The 26,352-nt window shown below is 66.8% G+C and carries 18 protein-coding genes; 8 read left to right on the top strand and 10 right to left on the bottom strand.

What is annotated here, in order from left to right; translation table 11 throughout:
- Window positions 1–458: 458 nt before the first annotated feature.
- The 10 genes from AC5P8J_RS13615 to AC5P8J_RS13570 all read right to left on the bottom strand — a co-directional run bounded on the left by AC5P8J_RS13615 (window position 459) and on the right by AC5P8J_RS13570 (window position 16,998).
- A complete protein-coding gene (locus AC5P8J_RS13615; protein WP_019661493.1) occupies window positions 459–884 on the bottom strand; it encodes a DUF2752 domain-containing protein in 426 nt (141 codons plus the stop codon).
- 43 nt (window positions 885–927) lie between these two features.
- Window positions 928–1,206 (bottom strand): CD225/dispanin family protein, encoded by a 279-nt coding sequence (locus AC5P8J_RS13610; protein WP_019661492.1) that lies wholly within the window; start codon window positions 1,204–1,206, stop codon window positions 928–930.
- A gap of 34 nt (window positions 1,207–1,240) precedes the next feature.
- Window positions 1,241–1,528 (bottom strand): CD225/dispanin family protein, encoded by a 288-nt coding sequence (locus tag AC5P8J_RS13605; RefSeq protein WP_005419784.1) that lies wholly within the window; start codon window positions 1,526–1,528, stop codon window positions 1,241–1,243.
- 182 nt (window positions 1,529–1,710) lie between these two features.
- On the bottom strand, window positions 1,711–3,600 hold the full coding sequence (locus AC5P8J_RS13600; protein WP_495216865.1) for an MFS transporter: 1,890 nt from the start codon (window positions 3,598–3,600) through the stop codon (window positions 1,711–1,713).
- A gap of 98 nt (window positions 3,601–3,698) precedes the next feature.
- The gene (locus tag AC5P8J_RS13595; RefSeq protein WP_021202134.1) at window positions 3,699–4,493 is read right to left on the bottom strand and encodes an SDR family NAD(P)-dependent oxidoreductase; all 795 of its coding nucleotides are present in this window, start codon (window positions 4,491–4,493) and stop codon (window positions 3,699–3,701) included.
- A gap of 141 nt (window positions 4,494–4,634) precedes the next feature.
- Window positions 4,635–6,812, bottom strand: a complete 2,178-nt coding sequence (yccS, locus tag AC5P8J_RS13590) for a YccS family putative transporter (RefSeq protein WP_021202133.1) — start codon at window positions 6,810–6,812, stop codon at window positions 4,635–4,637.
- Window positions 6,813–6,907: 95 nt separating this feature from the next.
- Window positions 6,908–8,965 carry a TonB-dependent siderophore receptor gene (locus tag AC5P8J_RS13585; RefSeq protein ID WP_495216864.1) on the bottom strand — a complete coding sequence of 686 codons (2,058 nt, stop codon included), beginning with the start codon at window positions 8,963–8,965 and terminating at the stop codon, window positions 6,908–6,910.
- A gap of 326 nt (window positions 8,966–9,291) precedes the next feature.
- Entirely contained in the window at window positions 9,292–12,414 is a 3,123-nt protein-coding gene (locus tag AC5P8J_RS13580; RefSeq protein ID WP_021202131.1) for an efflux RND transporter permease subunit, read from the bottom strand.
- A gap of 31 nt (window positions 12,415–12,445) precedes the next feature.
- The gene (locus AC5P8J_RS13575) at window positions 12,446–15,679 is read right to left on the bottom strand and encodes an efflux RND transporter permease subunit (protein WP_495216862.1); all 3,234 of its coding nucleotides are present in this window, start codon (window positions 15,677–15,679) and stop codon (window positions 12,446–12,448) included.
- A 74-nt stretch (window positions 15,680–15,753) separates the two neighbouring features.
- Window positions 15,754–16,998: an efflux RND transporter periplasmic adaptor subunit gene (locus tag AC5P8J_RS13570; protein WP_019661485.1), complete on the bottom strand. Its 1,245-nt coding sequence runs from the start codon at window positions 16,996–16,998 to the stop codon at window positions 15,754–15,756.
- A 185-nt stretch (window positions 16,999–17,183) separates the two neighbouring features.
- On the opposite strand from AC5P8J_RS13570, the gene AC5P8J_RS13565 reads away from it, so the two are divergent.
- The 8 genes from AC5P8J_RS13565 (at window position 17,184) to AC5P8J_RS13530 (ending at window position 26,327) form a co-directional block, all read left to right on the top strand.
- Entirely contained in the window at window positions 17,184–18,503 is a 1,320-nt protein-coding gene (locus AC5P8J_RS13565; RefSeq protein WP_495216861.1) for a M20 family metallopeptidase, read from the top strand.
- A gap of 612 nt (window positions 18,504–19,115) precedes the next feature.
- Entirely contained in the window at window positions 19,116–19,934 is an 819-nt protein-coding gene (gene queF / locus AC5P8J_RS13560) for an NADPH-dependent 7-cyano-7-deazaguanine reductase QueF (RefSeq protein WP_019660849.1), read from the top strand.
- A 214-nt stretch (window positions 19,935–20,148) separates the two neighbouring features.
- Entirely contained in the window at window positions 20,149–20,442 is a 294-nt protein-coding gene (locus tag AC5P8J_RS13555; protein ID WP_005419771.1) for a LysM peptidoglycan-binding domain-containing protein, read from the top strand.
- A gap of 43 nt (window positions 20,443–20,485) precedes the next feature.
- Window positions 20,486–20,998 carry a hypothetical protein gene (locus tag AC5P8J_RS13550; protein ID WP_019660848.1) on the top strand — a complete coding sequence of 171 codons (513 nt, stop codon included), beginning with the start codon at window positions 20,486–20,488 and terminating at the stop codon, window positions 20,996–20,998.
- Window positions 20,999–21,910: 912 nt separating this feature from the next.
- The gene (locus AC5P8J_RS13545) at window positions 21,911–24,133 is read left to right on the top strand and encodes an NADP-dependent isocitrate dehydrogenase (protein WP_495216860.1); all 2,223 of its coding nucleotides are present in this window, start codon (window positions 21,911–21,913) and stop codon (window positions 24,131–24,133) included.
- A gap of 278 nt (window positions 24,134–24,411) precedes the next feature.
- A complete protein-coding gene (locus AC5P8J_RS13540) occupies window positions 24,412–25,377 on the top strand; it encodes a hypothetical protein (protein WP_495216859.1) in 966 nt (321 codons plus the stop codon).
- On the top strand, window positions 25,370–25,918 hold the full coding sequence (locus tag AC5P8J_RS13535; protein ID WP_134730120.1) for a GTP-binding protein: 549 nt from the start codon (window positions 25,370–25,372) through the stop codon (window positions 25,916–25,918). Before AC5P8J_RS13540 ends, AC5P8J_RS13535 begins: the two co-directional genes overlap by 8 nt.
- The gene (locus tag AC5P8J_RS13530) at window positions 25,911–26,327 is read left to right on the top strand and encodes a roadblock/LC7 domain-containing protein (RefSeq protein ID WP_019660844.1); all 417 of its coding nucleotides are present in this window, start codon (window positions 25,911–25,913) and stop codon (window positions 26,325–26,327) included. The genes AC5P8J_RS13535 and AC5P8J_RS13530 overlap by 8 nt, the downstream gene beginning before the upstream one ends.
- Window positions 26,328–26,352 lie beyond the last annotated feature (25 nt).

Raw genomic sequence — 26,352 nt, 5'->3', positions numbered from 1 at the left:
TATCGACGTTAAGGTGCGGGATGGGGATCGCTCGGCTCGTCTGTCGGCTGCTATCCGCAGATATCATGTTGACGGTCCCTCCACCCTGGCTCCTACATACCGCGTAGGAGCCGGGAGGAACATACAAGCCATGCTCGGCTCCGAGCGAGCGCAGCGAAGCTATCCGCTTTTGATCTTCTCTTTCTTTTCCGTGGCGGACGCGCACGGAAACTGTCCGTGGCCGGGCGGGATGGGTTTGAGGGGGTGTCCGCGGCATGGGTCCGAGGCATGCCTCGGGCGGGTTGGGCAGGACGCCCAACCCTGGTCTTGCCGTGCGCGCAGGACAGCGCACACGAGCAAGCCGCGGCCAAGCCTCCACGGACGGATTCACGGCGTCCCCCGCAAACCCATCCCGCCCGGCCAACCCCATGATCGACGAACGCCGCCCACCACGAGGGGCTGCGCCGTTGGCTGGAAACCTAGATCGGCGCCAGCGCGGTAAACGGTGCCCACGGCAGGTTGCGCAGCAGCGCATACCCAGGCAGCACCCAGAGCCAGAACACAGGATTGGCCAGCACCCGCATGAGCGGGTCGAGCAGGCGTGGGCGGATGCCGGCGATGTTCAGCAGCATCAGCAACAGGAACGGCAGGCTGATGACCAGCAGCGGGTTCATCGCCATCGCGCCGGGCAGGTCGAAGTGGACCAGCGAATAGAGGCAGCGCGTGCTGCCACATCCCGGGCAGTACAGGCCCGTCAGCGCGTACAGCGGGCAGCTCGGCAAGGGATTGCCGGCGACATACGGATTGACGTTGCGCAGGACCACCGTGGCGCCCGCGGCCAGGCCGGCGGAAACCAGCAGCGGCGCCCAGCGGGCGAACCGGGAACGAGCAGGAAGCGCGGACATGCAACAACGGATCCGGCGCAGGCGCCGGATCCGTCCAGGCGTATCAGTAGCCGCTGTTGCTCATCGCGCCCATGCCGCCGAGCACAACGAAGAACAGCACGTACAGCACGACCACGACGGCCCAGGCGATGGCCGACCAGATGGCCCACTTCTTGGCCTTGGCGGCGGAGTCCTGGGCGCCGGCAATGTCGCCAGCGGCCAGCTTGCCGTTGACCTGGGCGGCATAGACGATCGACACGATGCCGGCCGGCAGGCAGCAGAACAGGGTGGTCAGGATCGCCCAGACCAGGTTGTTCGGGACCTGCGGAGTGGCGGTATTCATGGGTTCAAGCTCCTTGATGGGTGGTGGTGGTAGATCATTGGTCGGAAAGAGCGCCCAGCACGGCCAAGCCGCCGAACAGCCCGAACCACAACAGCAACAGGACCGGCAGGGCCACGGCCGAAGCCACCGCCCACCAGCCCGCCTTGCGCGACGCACTGTAGGCCCCCGGCAGGTCGCCGGCCGCGCGGCGGCCATCGACCTGGGAGGCATAGACGATCGACACCACGCCCAACGGGAGGCAGCAGAACAGCGTCGTCAGGATCGCCCAGACCAGATGGTTGGGGATGTAGACCGGACGGCTGAGCGGTGGTGGTTGATTCAAAGCAAGACTCCATTCCTTGGTGGCCAGCCGTGATGTATCGGCCGGACCTCCCCCCTGTGGGTGCGTAATCTACCGCAACCGACGTTGCATGTATGCGTTTACAGTCACGACATGTCGCGTACGTCACCGGACGGTGGCCTATGCGGGGGAGGCTGCCGGGCCCGCTTGGCGGGCCGGGTCCGTCAGGCGTGATCGCCGCGCAGTGCCCGCACCTGGGCCTCCAGCACCGGGGCGCTGGTGCTGTGGCCATCCACGGCCGGCGCCGCGACCACTTCGACGGTGGCACGGAAACGGCGCGGCACCCGCATGCGGCCCAGGCGGCTGTCGCGCCGGCTCCACATGCTCGACCACATGCCGCGCAGGGCCATCGGCACCACCGGCACCGGCCGCCGTTGGAGGATCTTCTCAACGCCCGACTTGAACGGGGCCATCGCACCATCCCTGGTCAGCGCACCTTCCGGGAAGATGCAGACCAGCTCACCTTCGGCCAACGCGGCGTCAATCTCGTCGAACGCCCGCTGCATCAGTGCCGGGTCTTCGCGCGCACCGGCGATCGGGATTGCCTTGGCGGTCCGGAAGATCCAGCGCATTACCGGGATGTTGAAGATCCTGTAGTACATGACGAAGCGCACCGGGCGCGGAATCGTCGCCGACAGGATCAGCGCGTCCATGTAGCTGACGTGGTTGCAGACCAGCAGCGCGGCGCCTTCGTCGGGCACGTTGGCCTCGATGCCGTGCGGGCGCAGCCGGTACAGGGTGCGCACCATCAGCCAGCTGAGGAAGCGCATCAGGAATTCGGGGACGATGGTGAAGATGTAGATCGCCACCAGCGCGTTGGCGATGGCCAGCGCCAGGAACTGCTGCGGAATGGTCCAGTGCAGCAGCGTGTGCGCGGCCAGCGACAGCAACGCCGCAGCGACGATGAAGCCCGAGTTCTGGATGTTCAGTGCGGCGAACACGCGCGACATCTGTGCCTTCGGCGTGCGGCTCTGGATCAGTGCGAACAGTGGCACCACGAAGATGCCGGTGAACAGGCCGATGCCGATCAGGTCGATGACGATGCGGATGCTGCCGGGCTGCTGCAGGAACGGACCAATGGTCAGCCCGTGCACGGTCGCTTCGCCGCTGCGGGCGAAGTACAGGTCGAGCAGGAAGGCGGTCATGCCGAACGCACCCAGCGGCACCAGGCCGATTTCCACCGTGCGTGCCGACAGCTTCTCGCACAGCAGCGAGCCGACGCCGGTGCCGACCGAGAACAGGGCCAGCGCAAAGATGTACAGGGTCGGCTCGCCGCCCAGGTTGGTCACCGCGTAGGCCGGTAGCTGCGAGGTCAGCACGGTGCCAACGAACCAGAACCAGGACACGCCCAGGATCGAGTTGCGCACGGCCTTCTGCTGGCGCGCCATGCGCAGTACCGCCAGCGATTCCGGCAACGGGTTCCAGTTGATCTTCAGGGTCGGGTCGCCTGCATCGACCCTGGGAATCAGGCGCGCGGCGATGTTGCCGCAGATCGCCAGGGCGATGATCGCGCACGCAGCCACCACCGTACCGTGGCTGCCGGCCACGGTGAACACCAGGCCGCCGACGATCATGCCGGAGAGGATCGACATCGAGGTCCCCATCTCGACCAGGCCGTTGCCGCCGGTCAGTTCCTCGGGCCTGAGCACCGACGGCAGCACCGAATACTTCACCGGGCCGAACAGGGTGGACTGCATGCCGGTACAGAACAGCGCGACCAGCAGCACCGGCAGGCTCTGGGTGAGGAAGCCGGTGGCCGCCAGCGACATGATCACGATCTCCATGGTGGTGGTGATCACGATCAGCCGCGATTTTTCCAGTTTGTCGGCGATCTGCCCGGCCAGCGCCGAGAACAGGAAATACGGCAGGATGAAGATGGCCGGTGCCAGGGTGGCGTACAACCCCAGTTCTTCCTCCGGCACGGCCATGAACAGCAACATGCTGATGATCGCCTGCCGGTACACGTTGTCGTTGAACGCACCGAGCGCCTGTACGACGAAGAACGGCAGGAAACGGCGCTGGCGCAGCAGGGCGAACTGGTTGTGACCGGACATGGAGCCTCCTTGACCGGCGCAGCCTAGCATTCCTGCCCATCCGCTGTGGGTGCGGACCTGCGGGTGCGGACCGCTGGTCCGCACACCTGCCAGCACCCTCAGACGATATCGTCGACCACGCCGCCGTCCACGCGCAGCGCTGCCCCGGAAGTCGCCGAGGCCTGTGGCGAGGCCAGGTACACCACCATGTTGGCCACTTCCTCGACCGTAGCGGTGCGCTGGATCACCGAAGACGGCCGGTGCGCCATCACGAACTCGCGGCCGATCTGTTCCAGCGGCTTGCCGCTGCGCTGGCGTTCATCCTCGAACATCGCGGCGAAGCCATCGGACAGGGTCGGGCCAGGCAGCACTGCGTTGACGGTGACGCCACTGCCGGCCACGCGCTTGGCCAGGCCGCGTGACAGTGACAGCTGCGCGGTCTTGCTGACCCCGTAATGGATCATGTCGGCCGGAATGTTGCGCGCCGATTCGGACGAGATGAACAGCACGCGGCCCCAGCCGGCATCGACCATCGCCGGCAGCAGTGCCCGCGACAGGCGCACACCGGACATCACGTTGGTCTGCCAGTAACGCTCCCAGGTGGCATCTTCGGTCTCGAAGAAGTCCTCGGGGCCGAAGACGCCGGCGTTGTTGACCAGGATGTCGACCTTGGGCAGGCCGGCCAGCAGCGTATCGACGCCGGCCGCATCGGAGAGATCGGCGGCCACGCCGATCACCTCGGCACCCGGAACGGTAGCGAGCAGGCGCTGGCGGGCGCGTTCGAGACTGTCGGTGCTGCGGCCGTTGAGAATGACCCGCGCACCCGCCGCGGCAAGACCCTGGGCGATCGCCAGGCCGATGCCGGCGGTGGAGGCGGTGACCAGCGCGGTGCGGCCGGCGAGTTCGATCTTCATGGGGGATTCCAGTACCAGGGGATCACCCAGTATCCGCGCGGGAACGTGATCGGGATGCATCGCAAGGCGCAACACACGGTTGCACACGGCGCAGTAGATCCACGCCACGCGCGGACGGGATGTCCGACCAGCGACAAGGAATCAGGTCAGGTTGGTCACTGCCTCATTGGCCGCTGCACGCACCTTCGGCAGCATCCGCAGCACCAGCGCCATCTGGGTACGGATCAGCTGCAGTTTCGGCGGCATCGCCTCGTCGATCTGCTCCAGCTCGGCGGCCACCGCGCGGTCTGAGTCGTTGTCATCTTCCGCAACGGGTTGCCGCGCGGTCAGCGCCGTCGCCAGCTGCTGAAGTGCCTTGCGCACGCGATCGCCCGCGGCCAGCGCCAGTGGATCGCCAGCATAGCTGTCCACCTGGTCGCGGTGCGCACCCAGCGCCGACAGATGCCCCAGCAGCGTGTTGGACAGCGCCAGGAAGCGGAAGCCGGCATCCAGATTGCGGCGCACATGGCCGGGTTCGCGCAGCATGTTCGACAATGCGGTGGACAGCGCGGCGTCGGCGTTGTGCATGTCGCGGCGGGCGATGCGGTAGGCCAGGTCATCGCGCATGCCGCTGCGGTACTGGCCCAGCACCGAATCCAGGTAGCGAGCCGCAGTATCCAGCACGCGTGCCAGGACGAGATGCAGCTGCCGGCCCTGCCAGTCGGGCAGGATCAGGAATGCGGCGACGGCGGCGATCGCGCAGCCCAGCAGCGTATCGACCATGCGCGGCACGATCAGCACGAAGCCGTCGCCGATAAGGTTGAAGCAGGTCAGCGCCATCACCGTGATCGCCGCCGATGCCACCAGGTAGCGATCGGTACGGGTGAAGAAGAACAGCAGCGCCGACAGCAGTGCGATCAGCAGCTGCACGTGCAGCTGTGGGAACAGCTGCAACAGCGCCCAGGTCAGTACCAGGCCGGCCACGGTGCCGACGATGCGTTGCGCCAGGCGCTGGCGGGTGGCACCGAAGTTGGGGCGGCACACGAACACGATGGTCAGCAGCACCCACGAGCCGTTCTGTGCATTGAACAGGCGTATCGCGGCAAAGCCGGCGATCAGCGCCAGCGCCATGCGCAGGCCATGGCGGAATAGCACCGAGCCGGGCGTGAGCTGCTGGCGGATGCGCACGCCCATCTCGCGCAACGTGTGCGGGTTGCTGTCGCGCAGGCGGGTGTCGACGTTGTCCAGACTGGCCTCGGAGCGCTCCGCGTCCAGCAGGCGGCGCTCGATGCTGCGCAGGTTGTGCACCAGCAGGTCCAGAGAACCAAGCAGGCGCTGCCACTGCGGGCGCTGCTGGTCACGCAGGTAGGCCAGCGCATCGGCCAGATCGCGTCCGGCCTGCTGGTTGCTTTCGCCATACACGAACGGACGGCGCAGGCGGATCGCTTCGCCCAGGCGCGCGCAGGCCTGGCCCTGCAGGTCGAGCAGGCGCTGGCAGCGGTACAGCACATCGCTGTGGAAGAAGGCGTCGACCAGCGCGCCATAGGGGTAGTGCGAGGAACTGGCGCGCTCGTGGAAATCCTGTGCCATGTAATAGAGACGCAGGTACAGGCCGGAGTTCACGCCCGGCCGCCCGGAACGGCCGAAGCGGGCCAGGATCGCGGTCTTGGCCTCGTTCAACGCACCGACCACACGCCGGTTCTGTTCGGCCAGGTCGAGTTGGCGACGTTGCAGGTCTGCTTCCCTCACCGGCTCGAACAGCGCGGCCTTCAGCTGCAGGTAGCGGCCCAGTTCCTGATACAGCCGCGCCACGCGTTCGCGCACCGGACGGTTGGCGAACAGCGCGGTCCACAGGATCGACAGCAGGCCATACCAGACCGCACCGGCCAGCAGGTGGCTGACCGCGTCCAGCGCGCTGTGCAGGTCGCCGGCGCCATGCTGCTCCAGGCCGATCATGGTGTAGATCGCCAGCGTCACCGTCGCCTGGGCGATCGACGCATAGCGCTCGCCGAGCGCACCAAGCAGGGTCAGGCCGAAGGTGGACAGCGCCAGCGCGCCAATGAAGATCCACGGCCACGGGAACAGCCAGATCACCGATGCTGCGGCAAGGCAGAAACACAGCAGCGACAGCAGTACCGCCTTGGTGCGGCCCCACCAGTTGTCGTCGGTCTCGGCGATGGCGCTGGCGATGATGCCGAGAAACACGCCGGGCAGGGCGGTGAGCGCGTCCAGCTGCCAGCACACGGCAAGCGCTGCGGCCAGGGCGATGAACACCCGCAGGCCATAGCTGGCCTTCTCGTGGGCCCACAGGCGGCTGAGGCGGGATTGGCGGGCGGACATGCAGGCTCGGTGGAAGGGTCTTCCACCATTATTGCGGGCTGCGCGTGAAATATGGAGTGCGGACCAACGGTCCGCACCCACGGTGCTGCCGGACCCTACATGTCGAACCGCACGCTCACCGCGAACGTACGCGGCAGGCCGGCGCCAGCGTTGGACCAGTACTTCCGGTTGGCCAGGTTCTCGACGCTGGCACGCAGGGTCACCGGGTGGCCCGAGGCAAGCAGCCGGTAGCCGACGCCGGCATTCACCAGCGTGTAGTCGGGCAGCTTCAGGGTGTTGTCGGCGTCGTACCAGACATCGCCGTAGTAGCGCACGGCCGCATACGTTTCCAGGCCGTCCACCCACGGCAGCTGGTAGGTGGCATGCATGACGCCGCTCCAGCGCGCGGCACCGGCGGTACGGTTGCCTTCCTGTGCGGCGCTGGCCGGCGACAGCCTGTCGTAGGTCGGGTCCAGCCAGGTGACGCCACCGCCGACCTCCAGGGCATCGTTGAGGTGCAGGTCGGCACTGGCTTCGATGCCTTCGTACAGCGTGATGCCGTCCTGCACCAGGCGCTTGCCGGCAGGCGTGAGCTCATCGATGTTGGCGCCACGCTCCAGCCGGAACGCCGCCAGGTTCGCATTCCAGCGTGCCCCCTCGACCTTCGCGCCGATCTCGTACTGCGTGCTGATGGTCGGGTCGAGCACGTCGCCGGCGTTGACGTAGCTGTTGCCCACGCGGCTGCCCGCTTCCAGCGATTCGATGTAGCTGGCGTAGAGGGTGACGGCATCGCGGGGCTTGAACATCACCGCGTAGGTCGGTGTGACCGGGTAGGTGTGGTAGCGGCCCCTGGTCTCGTAGTCGTTGTAACGCCAGCCCGCCAGCACCGACCAGCCGCCACCGAGGTTCACCGTATCGCTTGCGAACACGGCCTGCTGCACGGTCTCGTCGCCGCGGGTCATCACCCGTGAACCGACGGCGTCATGACGGAGGGCGGGGCGCTGGTACAGGTTGCCGCGGCCGATCAGGTTCCATTCGTAGGGGCGGTCCCATCCCAGCCCGGTCTGGTGGCTGATGCCCGCCACCACCTGATGCTGCAGCGGGCCGGTGCGGAAGCTGCCCTGCAGCATCGCCTGGGCCAGCTTCCACTCGCTCTTTCCGCCCAGTTCGTAGACGTTGACGTCATAGTCGCCGTTGGGATTGTCGATGTAGGCGAAGATCTTGTTGACGTCGTTCCACGAGGTGGTGACGCCGTAACTCAGGCTGGCTTTCCAGTCGCTGTTGATCTGCCAGTTCAAGCCGGTCGACAGCAGGCTGGATCGGGTGTCGTAGTAGGTGCCGGGCACGCTGTTGTCGGTATCCCCGGCAATCGGTCGCGGCAGCGATGTCAGGCCACGGAAGTAGTACTGCGGCGATTCTTCGCGCAGATCGCGTGACTGGAATACGCCGTCGAAGGTCCAGGTCAGTACATCGCTCAGGCGGGCATCCAGCGAGAGTGCGCCAACCTTGCGATCGACGTACCCACCATTGAAGGTCTCGCCCTTTTCCTGGAAGGCGTTGAAACGGTAGCCGAACATCTGCTCGTTGCCGAAACGTCCGCCAACGTCGATGCCGCCGCTGACGATGCCCTGTTCACGCCAACCCAGCTGGGCGGAGAAGGTGGGCGTGTCCGTCGGCTTCTTGGTGATGTAGTTGACGATGCCGCCGGGTGCACCGAACCCGTACAGGAAGCCGCCCGGGCCTTTCAGCAGATCGACCTGTTCCATCACTTCCAGCGGCCATTCGGTACCCCAGGAAGAGACCTGCAGGCCATTGACGCGATAGCTGTCAAAATTCAGTTCGATACCGCGATTGCGGATGGGTGAGCTCCAGCCGCTGGCGTAGGCGCTGACCTGGGTGGTGACCGAAGGGTCGAGCAGGAAGGCTTCGCCCAGCGAGACCACCTGGCGCTGCTCGATCTGCTCGCGGCCAACAGCGGTGATCGCAAACGGAGTGTCGCGCAGGGCGCGGTCGCCCAGTGCGCCGGCGTCGGTATGGGTGCGTTCGGCGGTGACATTCACCGCATCCAGATCGGTGGCGTTGCGGCTGACGGCCGGCGCTTCGGCATGGGCAGCGCAGGCGGCGGACAGGGCGGAGGCCAGCAGGGCCAGGCGGGGGAGACGGGAAGGCAGCATCGATGGTAGTCCTCGACGGACGGCCACAGGCCATCCGCCCACGGGTGGGGGAAGGGGCAGTGGCTGGGATCACGCAGGCTGGCCGGGGAAGGCAGCGGGGCGCCGCAACGGGGCGCAGGACCGTAGCTGGATGAGAATTGTTCTCTTTTCGTTACGGCACGTCAAACCTGGAGGCGTGCGGACCAACGGTCCGCACCCACGGTCCGTACCCACCATTCGCATCCACGGTAGTGCCGGCCGCTGGCCGGCAGATTCGCCGTACGGAGAAAGCCGGCCAGTGGCCGGCTCTACCCCCGTAGATCCACGCCATGCGTGGATGGGCCGCTCTACGCCCGCTGCGCGCGCTTGAGCAGCTTCGCTTCGCGCCTGCGCGCGCGACGGGCCCGCCAGCGTTCGGCCAGGCACGAGAAGATCACGTACAGCGCCGGCGTGCTGAGCAGGGTCAGGCTCTGCGAGAACAGCAGGCCGCCGATCATCGCGATACCCAGCGGACGACGCAGTTCGGACCCTTCGCCCAGGCCGATCGCCAGCGGAACCGCTGCCAGGATCGCCACCATCGTCGTCATCATGATCGGACGGAAGCGCACGATGCTCGCCTCGCGTGCCGCCTCGCGCGGCGCCAGCCCATGCTCGCGCTGCGCCACCAGCGCGAAGTCGATCATCATGATCGCGTTCTTCTTGACGATGCCGATCAGCAGCACCAGCGCGATCATCGAGATCACCGACAGTTCGGTGTTGGTGCCGAACAACGCCAGCAGCGCACCGACGCCCGCCGCCGGCAGCGTGGACAGGATGGTGACCGGGTGGATCAGGCTCTCGTAGAGCATGCCCAGCACCAGGTAGACGGTCAGGATCGCGGCAAACACCAGGATCAGCATGTCGCTGGGATCTGAATTGAAGCCGAAGCCCGCGTCGTCGGCCAGGCGGATGTCACCGGGCATGCGCATGCCGGCTACGGTGGCGTCGATGATCGCCTTGGCTTCGCCCATGCTCACGTTCGGAGCAAGGTTGTAGCTGAGGTCCATCGTCGTGTACTGGTTTTCATGGGTGATCTGCGACGGTGCCAGGCCGGGCACCTGGGTGGCCACCGCGGTGATCGGTACCATGTCGCCGTTGCCCGCACGCACGTAAACCTCATCCAGCGCCGCCGGCGTGGCGGTCTGCGAGGGCAGGGCATTGACCACCACGCTGTACTGGTTGATGTCGGAGTAGATGGTGGAGATCTGGCGTTGGCCGAAGGCGCCGTACAGCGCGCCGTCGATGGCGCCGACCGTGATGCCCAGGCGCGCAGCCTTGGCCCGGTCGATCTGGATGTTCTGGCGCAGGCCGGCGTTGTCCACATCGGTGCCGACGTCGCGCAGCTTCGGGTTCTTCTTCAGCTCCGCCTGCAGCTTGGGCAGCCACTCCTGAAGTGATGCCAGGTCGTTGCCCTGCAGCGAGATGCGGTACTGCGCGCCCTGGCTTGAGCCGCCGCCGTCATTGCTGGGCAGATCCTGGATAGCGCGCAGGCGCAGTTGCAGGTCGGGGTAGCGGTCGGCCTTGGCGCTCAGCCGCGCCAGGGCGTGCGCGGTGGTTTCGCGACGGCCTTCCCTGCGCGATTTCAGCTCGATGTTGAACTGCGCACTCGACCCCTGGCGGCCGCTGCCCAGGCGAACGCCCACGGTCTTCACTGCCGGGTCGGCCATCAGCATGTCGGTGATGCGACGCTGGCGGCTGACCATGTCCTCGAAGGAAACAGTGGCGCTGGAATTGGCCCGGCCCCAGATCAGGCCGGTGTCCTGCGGCGGGAACGCACCCTTCTTCACTGCACCGAACAGGAAGATGGTGGCGGCGATCAGCAGCAACGGCGTCAACGACAGCAGCAGCGCGTGGCGCAGCGAGAAGTCGAGGAACACGGTGTAGATGCGCAGCATCCGCTCGTGGCCGGCATCGAGCCAGCGGCCGAAACGCGACGGCGGCGCGCTGTGGTCGTGCGCACTGAGGAAGCGGCTGCACAGCGCCGGGGTCAGCGTCAGCGAGACGATCATCGAGACCACGATGGCCGCCACCAGGGTGACGGTGAACTCGCGGAAGAACGCGCCCATCATGCCGCTGGCGAACAGCAGCGGAATGAACACCGCCACCAGCGAGGCAGTGATCGAGACGATGGTGAAGCCGATCTCGCGCGCGCCGGTCAGTGCTGCCTGCATGCGCGGCATGCCCTCGTCGAGATGGCGCATGATGTTCTCGATCACCACGATCGCATCGTCCACCACGAAGCCGATCGCGATCACCAGCGCCAGCAGGCTCAGGTTGTTCAGGGTGAAGCCCATCACGTACATCACCAGCGCCGCACCGGCCAGCGACAGCGGCACGGTTACGGCGGCGATCAGCGTCGGCGCCAGCCGGCGCAGGAACAGCGCCATGGTCAGCACCACCATCGCCAGGCTGATCAGCAGGGTAATCTGCACTTCATGCAGCGACGAGCGGATGGTCGGCGTACGGTCGAAGTACGGCGTCATCGTGGTGCCGGGCTGCAGGTAGTCGCGCAGCGCGGGAATCTGCGCCTTGACCCGGTCCACGGTCTCCACGATGTTGGCCCCGGCGCGGGTGAACACGTACATCACCACCGCCGGCTTGTGGTCGAACCAGGCGGCCTGGTAGGCATCCTGCTGGCCGTCATAGACGTTGGCGATGTCCTTCAGGCGGATCACCCGGCCATCGCCCTGGGTCTTCACCACCAGGTCGGCGAAGTCGGCTGCACGCGCGACCGAATCGTTGGCGATGATCGCGGTGGTGGTATTTCCATCGCTGAGGAAGCCGGTGGGCGAGGTGACATTGGCTGCGCGTACGGCGTTGCGCAGATCATCGGCAGTCAGGCCCAGCGCGTTCATCAGGCGCAGGTTGACGTCCACGCGCACGGCCGGCGTCGAGGCACCGGCGATGTCCACCGAGGCCACGCCGCTGATCTGGCGGATGCGCTGTGCCAGCAGCGAATCGGCGACGTTGTAGAGCTCGTCGGCCGACTGCGTCTGCGAGGTCAGCGCAATGGCGATGACCGGGTCGTCGTTCGGGTTTGCCTTCTGGTACATCGGCGAGCCCATGCCCGAGGGCAGGTCGGCCTGCGCCGAGTTGATCGCGGTCTGCACGTCCAGCGCGGCCGAATCGATGTCGTGGCCGCTCTGGAAGATCATGAACACCAGCGAGCTGCCTTCCGAGCTCGACGAGCGCATGCGGTCGATGCCCGGCAGCTGGCCGAGGTGGCGTTCCAGCGGTGCGGTGACCGTGGACGCCATGGTTGCCGCATCGGCGCCGGACTGGCTGGCGTGCACGAAGATCACGGGGATCTCGATGTTCGGCAGCGCCGACACGCCCAGGCGCAGGTAGCAGATCAGGCCGACCATGAACAAGCCGATGGCCAGCAGCGCGGTGCCGATCGGGCGGCGGATGAAAGGGCCGGACAGGTTCATCGTGCGGCCTCCCGCAGCAGCGGGGCGTGGATCATGCCTGCGGCTCCTGCAGCGAACCATTGCGCAGCGCGCGCTGTTCGCGGCGGCGCGCCAGCCACTCGGAGAAGCGCTCCATGTACAGGTAGATCACCGGCGTGGTGTACAGCGTGACCAGCTGCGACAGCAGCAGGCCGCCGACGATGGCGATACCCAGCGGGCGGCGCAGCTCCGAACCGATGCCGGTGCCCAGCGCCAGCGGCAGTGCGCCGAGCATTGCCGCAGCGGTGGTCATCATGATCGGGCGGAAGCGCAGCAGGCAGGCGCGACGGATCGCTTCATGCGCGTTGGCACCGGCGCGGCGCGCCTCGATCGCGAAGTCGACCATCATGATGCCGTTCTTCTTGACGATGCCGATCAGCAGCACGATGCCGACGATGCCATCCACCGACAGGCTCAGCCCGCACAGCATCAGCGCCAGCAGCGCGCCGACACCGGCCGGCGGCAGGGTGGAGATGATCGTGATCGGGTGGATGTAGCTCTCGTAGAGCACGCCCAGCACGATGTAGATCACCACCAGCGAGGCCAGCAGCAGCCACACCACATCGGTCTGGCTGCCGGTGAATTCAGCGGCCTTGCCGATGAATTCGGCATGCAGGTGTGCCGGCATGTCCAGGCTGTCCTTGGTCTCCTGGATCGCTCGCACCGCTTCGGACAGCGAATAGCCCGGCGCCACGTTGAACGACACCGTCACCGCCGGCAGCTGCTGCTGGTGGCTGACCACCAGCGGTGCGCTGCTCACCTTGCCTTCGGCCAGCGCCGACAGCGGAATGATGTTGCCGGCGCCGACAGTGATGCCGGTGTTCTGCGCGCCGATGCCGGTGGCGGTGGACGAGTTGGAGGAGGTGACCTGGCCGAAGCTGGTGGCATTGGTGCCGGTCAATGCGCCGGCGCCGTTGGAGGCGACCGCCAGCTGTTCCATCAGCGCGGTGCTGGTGCGGAACTCCGGTGCCACTTCCAGCACCACGCGATACTGGTTGAGCTCGGTGAAGATGGTCGAGATCTGGCGCTGGCCGAACGCATCGTAGAGCGTGTCGTCGATGGTCTGCATCGGCACGCCCAGCACGCTGGCCTTGTCGCGGTCGATGTTCAGCTCCAGGGCGCGGCCCTGGCTGGACAGGTTGTTGTCGACGTCGGCCAGTTCCGGGCGCTTGCGCAGCGCTTCGGTCAGGCGCGTGGCCTGGGTCGCCACCGTCGCCGAATCCACGTCCGACAGCGAGTACTGGTACTCGGTGGCGGCCACACGGGTATCCAGGGTTACGTCCTGCACCGGCTTCAGGTAGAGCGCCACCCCCGGAATGCCGGCCACTGCCTTCTGCAGGCGCGGCAGGATCTCCTCCAGGCCATCGCGCTCGCCGCGTTCCTTCAGCACGATCGACAGCTGGCCCTGGTTGAGCGTGGGGTTCATGCTGCCGGCGCCGATGAAGGCCGACACGCCGGTCACGTCCGGATCCTGGCGCAGCGCTTCGGCCACCTGCCTGGTGCGCTGCTCCATCTGCGGGAAGGCGATGTTCTGGTCGGCCTGCACCACGCCGGTGATCAGGCCGGTGTCCTGTTCGGGCAGCAGGCCCTTGGGGATCAGCACGTACAGCAGCACGGTCAGCACCAGTGCGCCGCCGGCCACGGCCAGGGTCAGGCGCTGGTGGCCCAGCACCCAGTCCAGGCTGTGCTCGTACAGGCCGACGGTGCGCGTCCACAGGTTCTGCTTGCCGGCCGCCGCCGCGCGCTCATGCGCGTCCTCGCCCTCGGGCAGGGCATCGGGCTTGAGCAGGTAGGCACACATCATCGGGGTGAGCGTCAGCGAGATCAGCATCGACAGCACCACCGCGATGCTCAGCACCCAGGCGAACTCATGGAACAGGCGGCCGGTCACACCGGGCATCAGCAGCAGCGGCAGGAACACCGCCACCAGCGAGATGGTCAGCGACAGCACGGTGAAGCCGATCTGGCGTGCACCGATCTCGGCCGCTTCCTTGCCGCTCTTGCCCTGTTCGATATACCGCACGATGTTCTCGATCATCACGATCGCATCGTCGACCACGAAACCGGTGGCCACCACCAGCGCCATCAGCGAGAGGTTGTCCAGCGACATGCCGGCAAAGGCCATCACCGCGAAAGTGCCGGCCAGCGAGAGCGGTACCGCCACCGAGGGAATGATCGTGGCCCACAACCGGCGCAGGAACACGAAGATCACCGCCACCACCAGGCCGATGGTGAGGATCAGGGTGAACTGCACTTCGTGCACCGAGGCGCGGATGGTCTCGGTACGGTCGTTGAAGATCTCCAGGTGCACGTCGGCTGGCAGCACGCCCTGCAACTGCGGCAGGATCGCGCGGATGCGCTCGACCGTCTGCACGATGTTGGCACCGGGCTGGCGCCGCACTTCCAGCAGCACCGCCGGCTTGCCATCGGCCCAGGCGGCGAGCTGGTCGTTCTCCACGCCATCGACCACCTCGGCCACGTCCGACAGCCGCACCGGGCGGCCGTTCTTGTAGCTGATGATGGTGTCGCGGTACTCGGAGGCGCTGGCCAGCTGGTCGTTGGTGCCGATGCTGTAGGACTGGGTCTTGCCGTTCAACGAGCCCTTGGGCGCATTGACGTTGGCCTGGGTGAGCGCGCTGCGCAGCTGTTCCAGGGTCAGGCCCATGTTCGACAGCTGCGCCGGATTGACCTGGATGCGCACGGCCGGGCGCACGTTGCCGGCAATCGAGACCAGGCCGACGCCCTGCACCTGCGACAGGCGCTGGGCCAGGATGGAGTCAGCGTAGTTGTTGACATCGCGCAGCGGACGCGTGTCAGACGTCAGTTTCAAGGTAACGATGGCCGCGTCAGCCGGGTTCACCCGGTTGTAGACCGGCTGGTAGGGCAGCGACGAGGGCAGGGTGGCCTGGCGTATCGCCGCCTGTACGTCCTGCGCGGCGATGTCGATGTTCCGGTCCATCGAGAACTGCAGGATGATCGTGGACAACCCGGCCGACGAGTCGGAGGTCATCAGCTCCAGCCCGGAGATCTGCCCGAACTGGCGCTCCAGCGGCGTGGTGACCAGCGAGGCCATGGTGGTGGCGTTGGCGCCGGGGTACTGGGTGGTGACCACCAGGCTGGGCGCATCGATTTCCGGCAGCGCCGACACCGGCAGCTTGCGGTAGCCGAGGATGCCCAGCAGCAACAGGCCCGCCATCAACAGCGAGGTGGCGATCGGGCGGCGGATGAAGATCGTCGAAAAGCCCACGGACTGATCCTTGCTGGCACTTCAATGTCGGCGCCGACGAGCATGCCGGCGCGAGGGAGAACAGTCGCCTGCGCTCAGCGCGGGCCACCACCGCGACGGCCACCGCCGCCACCGTTCTTCTGTTCGGCCGCCTTCAGCTCGGCCTCGGTCGGTGCGGCCGGGGTCTGGCCCGGCTTCAGTGCGGTGACCTTGCTGCCCGGCTTCAGGCGGAACTGGCCTTCACTGACCACCCGCTCGCCGCCCTTCAGGCCTTCGGCAATCTGCACCTGGCTGTCGCCCACTTCCACGCCGCTGCGCACGGTCTGCATCTTCACCGTGTTGTCGCCCTGCACGACATAGACATATTCGCCATCCGGGCCACGCAGCACCGCCTGGGTCGGGATGACCACGCCACCGGCGATCGTGCGCAGCTGCATGCGCACGTTGACGAACTGGCCCGGCCACAGGCCATTGTCGGTGTTGTCGAAGACCGCACGTGCCTTGAACGTGCCGCTGTCCGCACTGATCAGGTTGTCGACCACGTCCAGCTTGCCGTCGCCGGACAGAACATGCGAGTCGGCGCGGTCCAGCGCGGCCACCGGCACCGTGCCGGCGGCCTGTGCCTGGCGCACATCACCCAGCTGGCGCTCGGGCAGGTTGAACAGCACGTGGATCGGATGGATCTGGGTCAGCGTGACCAGCGCGGTGCCGGCGTTGACCACGTTGCCCGCATCGACCGCACGGATGCCGGCGATGCCGGAGATCGGCGCAGTGACCCGGGTGTACTGCAGCTGCACCTGCGCCGAGCGCATGCTGGCCTCGTTCGCAGCGACTGCGCTTTCGTACTGTGCCACTTGGTTTCGCTGTGTATCCAGATCGGTCTTGGCGACGTACTGGCGGTATTCCGGCGCGTTGGAGCGCTGGTAGTTGGAGCGCGCGGTGGCCAGCAGGGCTTCGTTCTGGCGCTTGGCTGCCGCGGCCTGGTCATAGCTGGCCTGGGCAGTGCGCGGATCGATCACCGCCAGCACATCACCCTGCTTCACTTCCTGGCCTTCGCGGAAATTCAGGCTCATCAGCTGGCCGCCGACCTGCGGGCTGACCGTAACGGTATTCATTGCGGTCACCGTGCCCAGCGCGCTGGCGTACACCGGTACGTCCTGGCGGGTGGCATCGACCACGGTCACCGGCACCGGGCCCGCATCCGGGTCTTCGCCGCCCTGGCGCGCGCCCGCAGCCGGTTTTCCAGCCTCGTCCTTGCCGCCGCCGATGACCCGCAGGCCGACCACGGCCAGCACCAGCACTGCCACGACCAGCAGCACGATCTTCCAAACACGTGACATTACGAGGACTCCAAAAGGGCTGGACCGGGCGCGACCCGGGGGCAATGCGCAAAGCATACCTGTGCCACATCACGTTTCCTGCATGACGGATGGGACGGGCGCTAAGACCGGATGCCGCGCCGGAGGTTCCCGTGGCGGCAGTGTTGCCCTACATTCAGCTGGAACCCCCTGCCGTGGAGATTGTGATGCGCCGTTCGCTGCTGCTGTCCGCCCTGCTGCTGGCCCTGCCGGCCCTTGCCCACGCCCAGGACGGGCAGCGCCCGGAAGTGACCGCCGCCGCGCAGCGGCTGCAGTCCAAGGTGATCGAGTGGCGTCGTGATTTCCACCAGCACCCGGAGCTGTCCAACCGCGAAGTGCGTACCTCGGCCGAAGTCGCCAAGCGCCTGCGGGCGATGGGCCTGAAGCCGAAGACCGGCATCGCCCACCACGGCGTGGTGGCGATCATCGAAGGCGGCAAGCCGGGCCCGAAGATCGCATTGCGCGCGGACATGGACGCGCTGCCGGTGACCGAGCAGACCGGCCTGCCGTTCGCTTCCAAGGCCACTGACCAGTACCGCGGGCAGACCGTGGGCGTGATGCATGCCTGTGGCCACGACGCGCACACCGCGACGCTGCTCGGCGTGGCCGAAGCACTGGTGTCGATGAAGAAGGACCTGCCGGGCCAGGTGATGCTGATCTTCCAGCCGGCCGAGGAGGGCGCGCCGCCGCCGGAAGAGGGCGGTGCCGCACTCATGCTGAAGGAAGGGCTGTTCGCCGATTTCAAGCCGGAGGCGGTGTTTGGCCTGCATGTGTTCTCCAGCGTGCAGGCCGGCCAGATCGCGGTGCGCGGTGGCCCGTTGATGGCCGCCTCGGACCGTTTCGGCATCAAAGTGATCGGGCGCCAGACGCATGGCTCGGCACCGTGGAACGGTGTTGACCCGATCGTCGCTACCGCCGATCTGGTCGGCACCGCGCAGACCATCGTCAGCCGCCGTGCCAACCTGTCCAAGCAACCGGCGGTGCTGACCTTCGGCGCAATCAACGGCGGCATCCGCTACAACATCATTCCCGATGAAGTGGAGATGGTCGGCACCATCCGCACCTTCGACGAAGGGATGCGCCAGCAGATCTTCGCCGACCTGCGCAGCGTGGCCGAGCACACGGCCGCCGCGCACGGTGCCAAGGCGGTGACCGACATCTACGAATCGGAGGGCAACCCGGCCACGGTGAACGACCCGGCGCTGACCGCGAAGATGATGCCGAGCCTGCAGGCGGTGGTGGGCAAGGACAACGTGTACGAGCCACCGCTTCAGATGGGCGCGGAGGATTTCTCGCTGTACGCGAAGGAAGTGCCTGGCATGTTCTTCTTCGTCGGTTCCACCAGCGTGGGCATCGACCCGGCGACGGCGCCGGCCAATCATTCGCCGAAGTTCCTGCTGGATGAGAAGGCGCTGGATGTGGGTCTGCGTGCGCTGCTGCAGGTGAGCCTGGATTACCTGCACGGTGCCGGTACGCCTGCGGGGTGAGGGGTGTTGGCAGGGCTTGCAGCCCTGCACCCGCTGAAGCAACGTCAACGTCAAAAGCGGGCATTCCGTGGAATGGCGGGGTGGGTCCGGTTGAGGGGGACGCCGTAAACCCGTCCCTGGGGGCTTGGCCGCGGCATCCATGCCGCGGACACCCCCTCAACCGGACCCACCCCGCCTTCGACAGTTTCTCGCGGCTGTTGGTGCCCGCTGCTGTTTGTGGGTGCCGACCGTTGGTCGGCACGGCGGACGTCATGAACGTCTGAAGGATCGGCTTTTGATTTTGATTTTGATTTTGATTTTCTGATCTTTCCCGTGGTGGCGCAGGAAACTGTCCGTGGCCGGGAGGGTGGGTTGGCTGGGGGCATGAGCCGCATGGGCCCGAGGCATGCCTCGGGCGGGTTGGGCAGGACGCCCAACCCCGGTCTTGCCGTGTGCGCAGGACGGCGCACACGAGCAAGCGGCGACCGAGCTTACATGGACGTACTTGCAGCGGCCCCCAGCCAACCCACCCTCCCGGCTGACTCCTAGAACCTGCCCTGAACCACCACGGAGGGGCTCCGCCGTTGGCCGGCCAGGCCGAAGGCCCGCCCTCCGCGCGATACAATGCCCCCCATGAACACCCCACAGGATTCCAGCCTCGGTCGCGAGGTCAGTTACCCGTCGCAGTACGATCCCGGCCTGCTGTTTCCGATCCCGCGCAGCGGCGCCCGCGCCGAGATCGGTCTCGATGACGGCGCGCTGCCGTTCGTCGGCCACGACCGCTGGCACGCCTTCGAGCTGAGCTGGCTCGACCCGCGTGGCAAGCCGCAGGTCGCCGTCGCCACCGTCCAGGTGCCGTGCACCTCGCCGCGGTTGATCGAATCGAAGTCGTTCAAGCTGTACCTGAACTCCCTCAACAGCACCCGCATCGACAGCGCCGAGGCGCTGCGCGCGCGCATCGTGGCGGATCTGTCGGCCTGCGCCGGTGCGCCGGTCCAGGTGGAGTTCGGCCTGCCGGAGCTGCAAGAGACGCCGCTTGGCGAATCCATCGACGGGCTGGACGTGGAGATCGACTGCTACGGCCCGCCGCAGGCGGACTTCCTCGCCGCCGATGCGGGCGAGGTGGTGGAGGAGACTCTGGTCTCGGCGCTGCTGAAGTCCAACTGCCCGGTCACCGGCCAGCCGGACTGGGCCACGGTCAGCCTGCGTTACCGTGGGCCGAAGATCGACCGCGCCGGCCTGCTGCGCTACTTGGTCAGCTACCGCGAGCATGCCGAGTTCCACGAGCAGTGTGTTGAGCGGATCTTCAGCGAGGTGTCCGCGCGCTGCCAGCCGCACTGGCTGGAGGTTGAGGCCCGCTACACCCGCCGTGGTGGCCTGGACATCAACCCCTGGCGTGCCAGCCCGGGCATCGTCGCCCCGGCCGCGACCTACCGCGAGCTGCGGCAGTAACCGCCGCAGGCGGTTACCGGTAGTGCCGGCCGCTGGCCGGCAATCGGCCAAGGCCGGATCCCGTGGCACAGCCGGCCAGCGGCCGGCACTACCGGGTGTCCATTCCCCCGATTGTTCAGCCGCCCCCGGGGCCGGCTTCACATCTGCACCATCCCCATTTAACAACCGCCATGGCACCGTGCCAATCACGTAGTCATGCAGACGGGAGTTGTGGATGAGTACCGAGAAGAAAGCCGATTTCTCCGGCGTCAGTGGCAGTGTCGACAGTACCGCCGAGCAGGTGCCGAAGGCGGACTTCTCCGGCGTCAGCGCTTCGGTGGACAGCACCGCAGACGTTGTCAGCGGCGGGACCTATACCGTGCAGAAGGGTGACTCGCTGTCGAAGATCGCCAAGCAGCATCTGGGCGACGCCAATGCCTGGAAGAAGATCTTCGAAGCCAACCGCGATGTGCTTGATGACCCGGACAAGATCTTCCCGGGCCAGACCCTGAAACTGCCGCCGAAGTAAGCCGGCCAGAACGCCGTCCGACAATCCCTGGGAGGAACCCCGAATGATCAAGACCACCCCGCTCCAGACCGCCCTGATCGCCGCCCTGCTGGGCAGCGTCGCCCTGGTCGGTTGCAAGAAGAAAGAAGAGTCGACCGACAACAATGCCGCTCCGGCAGCGACCGCTCCGGCCGAACCGGCAGCACCGGCCCCGATGACCGGCGCGCCGCCGCCGATGGCCGAAGCCGCTGCTGTCAGCGTCTCGTCGGTCACGGTCGGAAAGACCGCCGCCGCCGACAAGTCGGTTGCGACGACGGCTCTGTTCGCACCGAAGGACGACATCATCGTCTCGGTCAAGACCGACGGTGCGGCAAACAATGTCAACGTTGGCGCGAAGCTGACCTATCAGGACGGCCAGGTGGCCGGCGAACAGACCGCCACCCTGAACACCAGTGGTGCGGAAACCACCAACGTCACGTTCAAGAATGCAAAGGGCTGGCCGGCCGGCAAGTACCGCGCCGAGGTCACCGTCGATGGCAAGGCGGCCGGAACGCCGCAGGAGTTCGAGGTCAAGTAAGTCCTGCCGACTCTCTCCCGGCAGGGCTCACGATGGACGCAGCCGCGAGGCTGCGTCCTTTTTTATTGGGCGATGTCCGCTTTGGGGCCTAGCGGGATACGCTGAACGGACCACGGACAGATCGGGCGACAGGATGCTCAGCTGGATTGCGCTCACACTCGCAATGGGACCTGCGAATCTCTGGAGCTACAGTTGCGACCACTTCCTATACGGCGCCTGTGTGCGGGTGCCGACAGGAATGTCTGTGACCTACGAGGTACCTGTTGACTCTGGTCTGCACCTTATCAGGCACGATAGTAAGGAAGTCGCCCTGATCTACGAGGGCGACGCCCCCGAAAAGCCTGCAGGAAGCACGCCGGATCTGCGTTTCACGGACGGCGGATATGCCGTGTCGGGATACGTAAGGTCGGAAGGACCTTCCACCCGGTACGACGTCTACGTTCGGCCCGGATCGTCTGGCGCCGGTTCGCTGCACATCCGAGGTTCTGCAGCGACGGCGGATGAACTCGCCAGCCTGGCCGCCGTCGTCGGGGGATTCCGTGTCTGCAACTTCCAGCAAAGCAAGCGCGCACAGACGTTGACCTGTCCAAGGCGTGCCGAGTGGGGGCAGCGATTGTCGGAGTGGGTCATGCGTGCCTCAACGAGCGAGGAGTCGAACTAGCCATCAAGCCTCAGCTTCCTGACCGGAAGCGAGCCAACGACGAAACACAGCGGTCCAGTACCGCCGCGTATGGCGCGGCTTTGCCCCGCGCGGCTGAAAACGCGACAATGCAGGGGTTTCCCCTGCCGCGCGCCCACCCTGACGGCGACGGGGGAAAGCGTGGGGCCCGGCCCCGCGCGCGACACGGTTGCACGTGGCCCGGCGCTGGCGCCGGCCTTCCCCTGAGCATTGCTACAGAGTCCAAGTCCCCCATGTCCAAGATCCTCTACACGCTGACCGACGAAGCACCGTTCCTGGCCACCCAGTCGCTGCTGCCGATCGTTGACGCCTACACCGCCACGGCCGGCATCGTGGTGGAAACCCGTGACATCTCGCTGTCCGGCCGCATCCTGTCGCAGTTCCCGGAACTGCTGTCCGATGCACAGAAGGTCAGCGACGACCTTGCCGAACTGGGCCAGCTGGCAACCACCCCGGACGCCAACATCATCAAGCTGCCGAACATTTCCGCCTCGGTGCCGCAGCTGAAGGCGGCCATCAAGGAACTGCAGGACCAGGGCTACCCGCTGCCGGATTACCCGGAAACCCCGGCCGACGACCAGCAGCGCGACTACAAGGCGCGCTACGACAAGGTCAAGGGCAGCGCGGTGAACCCGGTGCTGCGCGAAGGCAACTCCGACCGCCGTGCACCGCTGTCGGTGAAGAACTACGCGCGCAAGCACCCGCACCGTATGGGCGCCTGGGCGCCGGATTCGAAGTCGCATGTCGCGCACATGGCCGCCGGTGATTTCTACGGCAGCGAGAAGTCGGCCACCCTGGCCAATGCCGGTTCGCTGAAGATCACCTTCCACGGCAATGACGGCAGCACCGCTGTGCTGAAGGAAAAGACCGCGGTCAAGGCCGGCGAGATCGTCGATGCCGCCGTGATGAGCCGCAAGGCACTGGCCGCGTTCATCGGCGAGCAGATTGCCGATGCCAAGGCCCAGGGCGTGCTGTTCTCGCTGCACCTGAAGGCGACCATGATGAAGGTCTCCGACCCGATCATGTTCGGCGTGGCGGTGAACGAGTTCTACAAGGACGTGCTGGCCAAGCACGCCGACGTGCTGAAGCAGGCCGGTTTCGATGCCAACAACGGCATCGGTGACCTGGCTGCGCGCCTGCCGTCGCTGCCGGAAGCCACCCGTGCTGCGATCGAAGCCGACCTGGCTGCCGAGTACGCACAGCGCCCGGGCGTGGCCATGGTCAACTCGGACAAGGGCATCACCAACCTGCACGTGCCGAGCGACGTCATCGTCGACGCCTCGATGCCGGCGATGATCCGCGACTCCGGCAAGATGTGGAATGCCGAAGGCAAGCTGCAGGACACCAAGGCCGTCATTCCGGACCGCTGCTACGCCGGCGTGTACCAGGCCGTCATCGATGACTGCAAGGCGCACGGCGCCTTCGACCCGGCCACCATGGGTTCGGTGCCGAACGTCGGCCTGATGGCACAGAAGGCCGAGGAGTACGGCTCGCACGACAAGACCTTCCAGATCGCTGCCGATGGCGTGGTCAAGGTCACCGACGATGCTGGCACCGTGGTGTTCGAGCATGCCGTCGAAGCCGGTGACATCTGGCGCATGTGCCAGACCAAGGACGCGCCGATCCAGGACTGGGTGAAGCTGGCCGTCGAGCGCGCCCGCCTGAGCAGCACCCCGGCCGTGTTCTGGCTGGATGCCGCCCGTGCCCACGACGCGCAGGTCATCGCCAAGGTCGAGCAGTACCTCAAGGACCACGATACTGCCGGTCTGGACATCCGCATCCTGCCGCCGGTGGAAGCCACCGCGTTCTCGCTGGACCGCATCCGCAAGGGCGAGGACACCATCTCGGTGACCGGCAACGTGCTGCGTGACTACCTGACCGACCTGTTCCCGATCATGGAGCTGGGCACCAGCGCCAAGATGCTGTCGATCGTGCCGCTGATGGCCGGTGGCGGCCTGTTCGAGACCGGTGCCGGTGGTTCGGCTCCGAAGCACGTGCAGCAGTTCGTCGAGGAAGACTACCTGCGCTGGGATTCGCTGGGTGAATTCCTGGCCCTGGCCGCGTCGCTGGAACACCTGGGCAACCGCTACGACAACGCCGCTGCCCGTGTGCTGGCCAAGGCGCTGGACGAAGCCAACGGCCAGTTCCTGGACAACGACAAGTCGCCGTCGCGCAAGCTGGGTGGCATCGACAACCGTGGCAGCCACTTCTACATCGCGCTGTACTGGGCCCAGGCCCTGGCCGCGCAGGACGAAGATGCTGCACTGAAGGCGCGCTTCGCCCCGCTGGCCAAGGCACTGACCGACAACGAGCAGAAAATCGTCGAAGAGCTGGTCGCGGTGCAGGGCAAGGCCGTGGACATCGGCGGCTACTACCGCCCGGACGTGGCCAAGGCCAGCAAGGCGATGCGCCCGAGCGCGACCTTCAACGCCGCGCTGGAGCAGCTGCGCGGCTGATCCGTCGCCGTTCGGTCGTGACCCCGGAACCCGCGCTTCGGCGCGGGTTTCTTTTTGGGCGGCCCCATTCGACCCGCGTCCAGAACCGTGACATCCGTTGGCCGTCGGAATGCCGTCAAAGCGGCATGAAACTTGCCCGCGATGGCCGTCGCAGAACCGATCGGACACCGTCTGCAACCGCTCCCGATCTGAGCAGTCGATCACGACGGGTGCTGCTGGCGATGTCCTAGCCTTGGCGACGCGAGGCCACCGGGGAGGTGGCCGCACGGGGAACACGGATGGCACGCGTGCTGGTAGTGGGAACCGACATCCAGGGCGAGCAGGCCCTGCTGCAGCGGCTACGCGTAGCATCGGCGCTGCCGGACGGCCAGATCCGCCGCAGCCAGGATCTGGAAGATTGCGACCTGCTGGTCATCCGCGATACGCCGGCGCTGCGCAACGCGGCCCTGCGCATGCGCCAGCAACGCCCGCGACTGCAGTGCTGGATCGAGGATCTGGGGGGCCAGCTGCGCGACGGCGATGGCCCTCAGGACATACTTGATGACGGTGCCATCGGCCGCGCCCTGCGCGGGATGCAGTTGGCAGTTGAGCCCCTGACCATGCACGCACCCGCACCGATCCGTCTTGCCGATGGTGCACACGCCATCACCCGCCTGCTGCGCGAGCGGCTGCCCCTGCGCCAGGGGCAGGCACTGCTGAGTGACGCGGGTGACCCCGTCCTGCTGATGGACCTCGAGCATGACCAGGCCGTGCTGTTGCAGGAGCCCGCGAGCGCGCTGGTAGAGCGCCTGGCCGATGCCTTCGAACGCCTGCAGCTGGATGCGCTCACGCCGGCTCGCCTGCAGGCCCTGGCCGGTGAGCGGCCGCGCCAGCCACTGCGGCCCCTGCTGTGGCAGTGGGCACAGCGCAGCCGACATTGGCAGGCACTGGACGAACGCCTGCGTGGCGCCTCGGTGAAGCTGCTGCGCTGGCCGGATTTCCGCGTGCTGGGTCACGACCACGATGGCTTCCGCCTGTGTTCGCTGCTGCTCAAGCGCGCGTGCACGGTTGAAGAATGCGCGATGCTGCTCGAGTTGCCGGCTGCGGCGGTGCGTGATTTCATCCATGCCGCCTATCTCTGCGGTTACGCGCAGTTGCAGAGCGCCCCGGCGGCACCGATGACGGCCCTACGCGGCAATGGCACCGACAACGGCCTGCTTGCCCGCCTGTGGCGCCACCTGCGTGGGAGCGAGCGCAATGCGTGAGCACAAGGTGGTCGTGCTCGGTGGCATGGGCAGCGGCAAGTCGACACTCGTGCGCAGCATCGCGGCCGGCGCGGTGATCGACACCGATGTGGCCAACAGTGATCGCCTCGGTGCCGACAAGGCCTCCACCACCGTCGCGCTGGACTACGCAGACATCGACCTGCCCAACGGCGAACGCCTGCGGCTTTACGGGACACCCGGCCAGCAGCGTTTCGATTTCCTGTGGCCGATCCTGCTGCAGGGGGCACGTGGTGCGGTGCTGCTGCTGGACGCGCGCCGCGCCGGCATTGCCAGCGAGCTGCAGGACTACCTGCAGGTGCTGCAGCCGTTCGCAGCGTCATTGGCGCTGGTGGTGGCGGTCACCCATCTCGACCAGGCGCCGCACGCTGCGCTGGACGACTGGGCTGCACGCGCCAGCCTGGATGATCAACCGCTGCCTTTGCTGGCAGTGGATGCCCGCGACCGCGAGCAGGGATTGCTGCTGATGGATGTACTGATGAGCGAAATGGAAGCGCACGCACTGGTGGCCGCGCATGGCTGACGGGCAGATGGCGGTGCTGCCCGATGCCGGCCAGCGTGCGCGCCTGCAGCCGCTGCTGCAGGACCTGCAGCAGCGGGTGGAAGGCGTGCGCACGGTAGTGCTGGCCAGTGTCGATGGCTTTGCCCTGGTCAGCGCTGGTGCCGAAGGGCGCGGCGAACGGCTGGCGGCAATGACCAGCGCGATGCTGGCGCTGGCCGCGGCGGTCGGGCGCGAACTGCTGCTGGGGGATCTGCAGACGCTGATGCTGGAAGCGATGGGCGGGAAGGTGCTGATGCTGGCGATCCAGGCCGAGGGACGTGCACCGCTGCTGCTGATGGCGGCCTGCGACCAGCGCAGCGTGATCGGCCAGGTGCTGTGGCAGAGCAGGGAATGTGGCCAGGCGATCCTGGCCGAACTCGGCGGATCGTGAGCCCGGCCGCAGGGGAACGAGGGGC

This window comes from Stenotrophomonas sp. YJH_SMC_37 (assembly GCF_059370035.1).
Note: the sequence above shows the minus strand (reverse complement) of the source record. Positions and strands in the feature narration are given on the sequence as shown.

Bases quoted from the DNA above. Each gene is read 5' to 3' on its own strand.
- AC5P8J_RS13595 (WP_021202134.1), bottom strand. From the start codon at position 4,493: ATGAAGATCGAACTCGCCGGCCGCACCGCGCTGGTCACCGCCTCCACC.
- AC5P8J_RS13565 (WP_495216861.1), top strand. From the start codon at position 17,184: ATGCGCCGTTCGCTGCTGCTGTCCGCCCTGCTGCTGGCCCTGCCGGCC.
- AC5P8J_RS13550 (WP_019660848.1), top strand. From the start codon at position 20,486: ATGATCAAGACCACCCCGCTCCAGACCGCCCTGATCGCCGCCCTGCTG.
- AC5P8J_RS13555 (WP_005419771.1), top strand. From the start codon at position 20,149: ATGAGTACCGAGAAGAAAGCCGATTTCTCCGGCGTCAGTGGCAGTGTC.
- yccS (WP_021202133.1), bottom strand. From the start codon at position 6,812: ATGTCCGCCCGCCAATCCCGCCTCAGCCGCCTGTGGGCCCACGAGAAG.
- AC5P8J_RS13585 (WP_495216864.1), bottom strand. From the start codon at position 8,965: ATGCTGCCTTCCCGTCTCCCCCGCCTGGCCCTGCTGGCCTCCGCCCTG.
- AC5P8J_RS13545 (WP_495216860.1), top strand. From the start codon at position 21,911: ATGTCCAAGATCCTCTACACGCTGACCGACGAAGCACCGTTCCTGGCC.
- AC5P8J_RS13535 (WP_134730120.1), top strand. From the start codon at position 25,370: ATGCGTGAGCACAAGGTGGTCGTGCTCGGTGGCATGGGCAGCGGCAAG.
- AC5P8J_RS13580 (WP_021202131.1), bottom strand. From the start codon at position 12,414: ATGAACCTGTCCGGCCCTTTCATCCGCCGCCCGATCGGCACCGCGCTG.
- AC5P8J_RS13540 (WP_495216859.1), top strand. From the start codon at position 24,412: ATGGCACGCGTGCTGGTAGTGGGAACCGACATCCAGGGCGAGCAGGCC.
- queF (WP_019660849.1), top strand. From the start codon at position 19,116: ATGAACACCCCACAGGATTCCAGCCTCGGTCGCGAGGTCAGTTACCCG.
- AC5P8J_RS13530 (WP_019660844.1), top strand. From the start codon at position 25,911: ATGGCTGACGGGCAGATGGCGGTGCTGCCCGATGCCGGCCAGCGTGCG.
- AC5P8J_RS13570 (WP_019661485.1), bottom strand. From the start codon at position 16,998: ATGTCACGTGTTTGGAAGATCGTGCTGCTGGTCGTGGCAGTGCTGGTG.
- AC5P8J_RS13615 (WP_019661493.1), bottom strand. From the start codon at position 884: ATGTCCGCGCTTCCTGCTCGTTCCCGGTTCGCCCGCTGGGCGCCGCTG.
- AC5P8J_RS13600 (WP_495216865.1), bottom strand. From the start codon at position 3,600: ATGTCCGGTCACAACCAGTTCGCCCTGCTGCGCCAGCGCCGTTTCCTG.
- AC5P8J_RS13610 (WP_019661492.1), bottom strand. From the start codon at position 1,206: ATGAATACCGCCACTCCGCAGGTCCCGAACAACCTGGTCTGGGCGATC.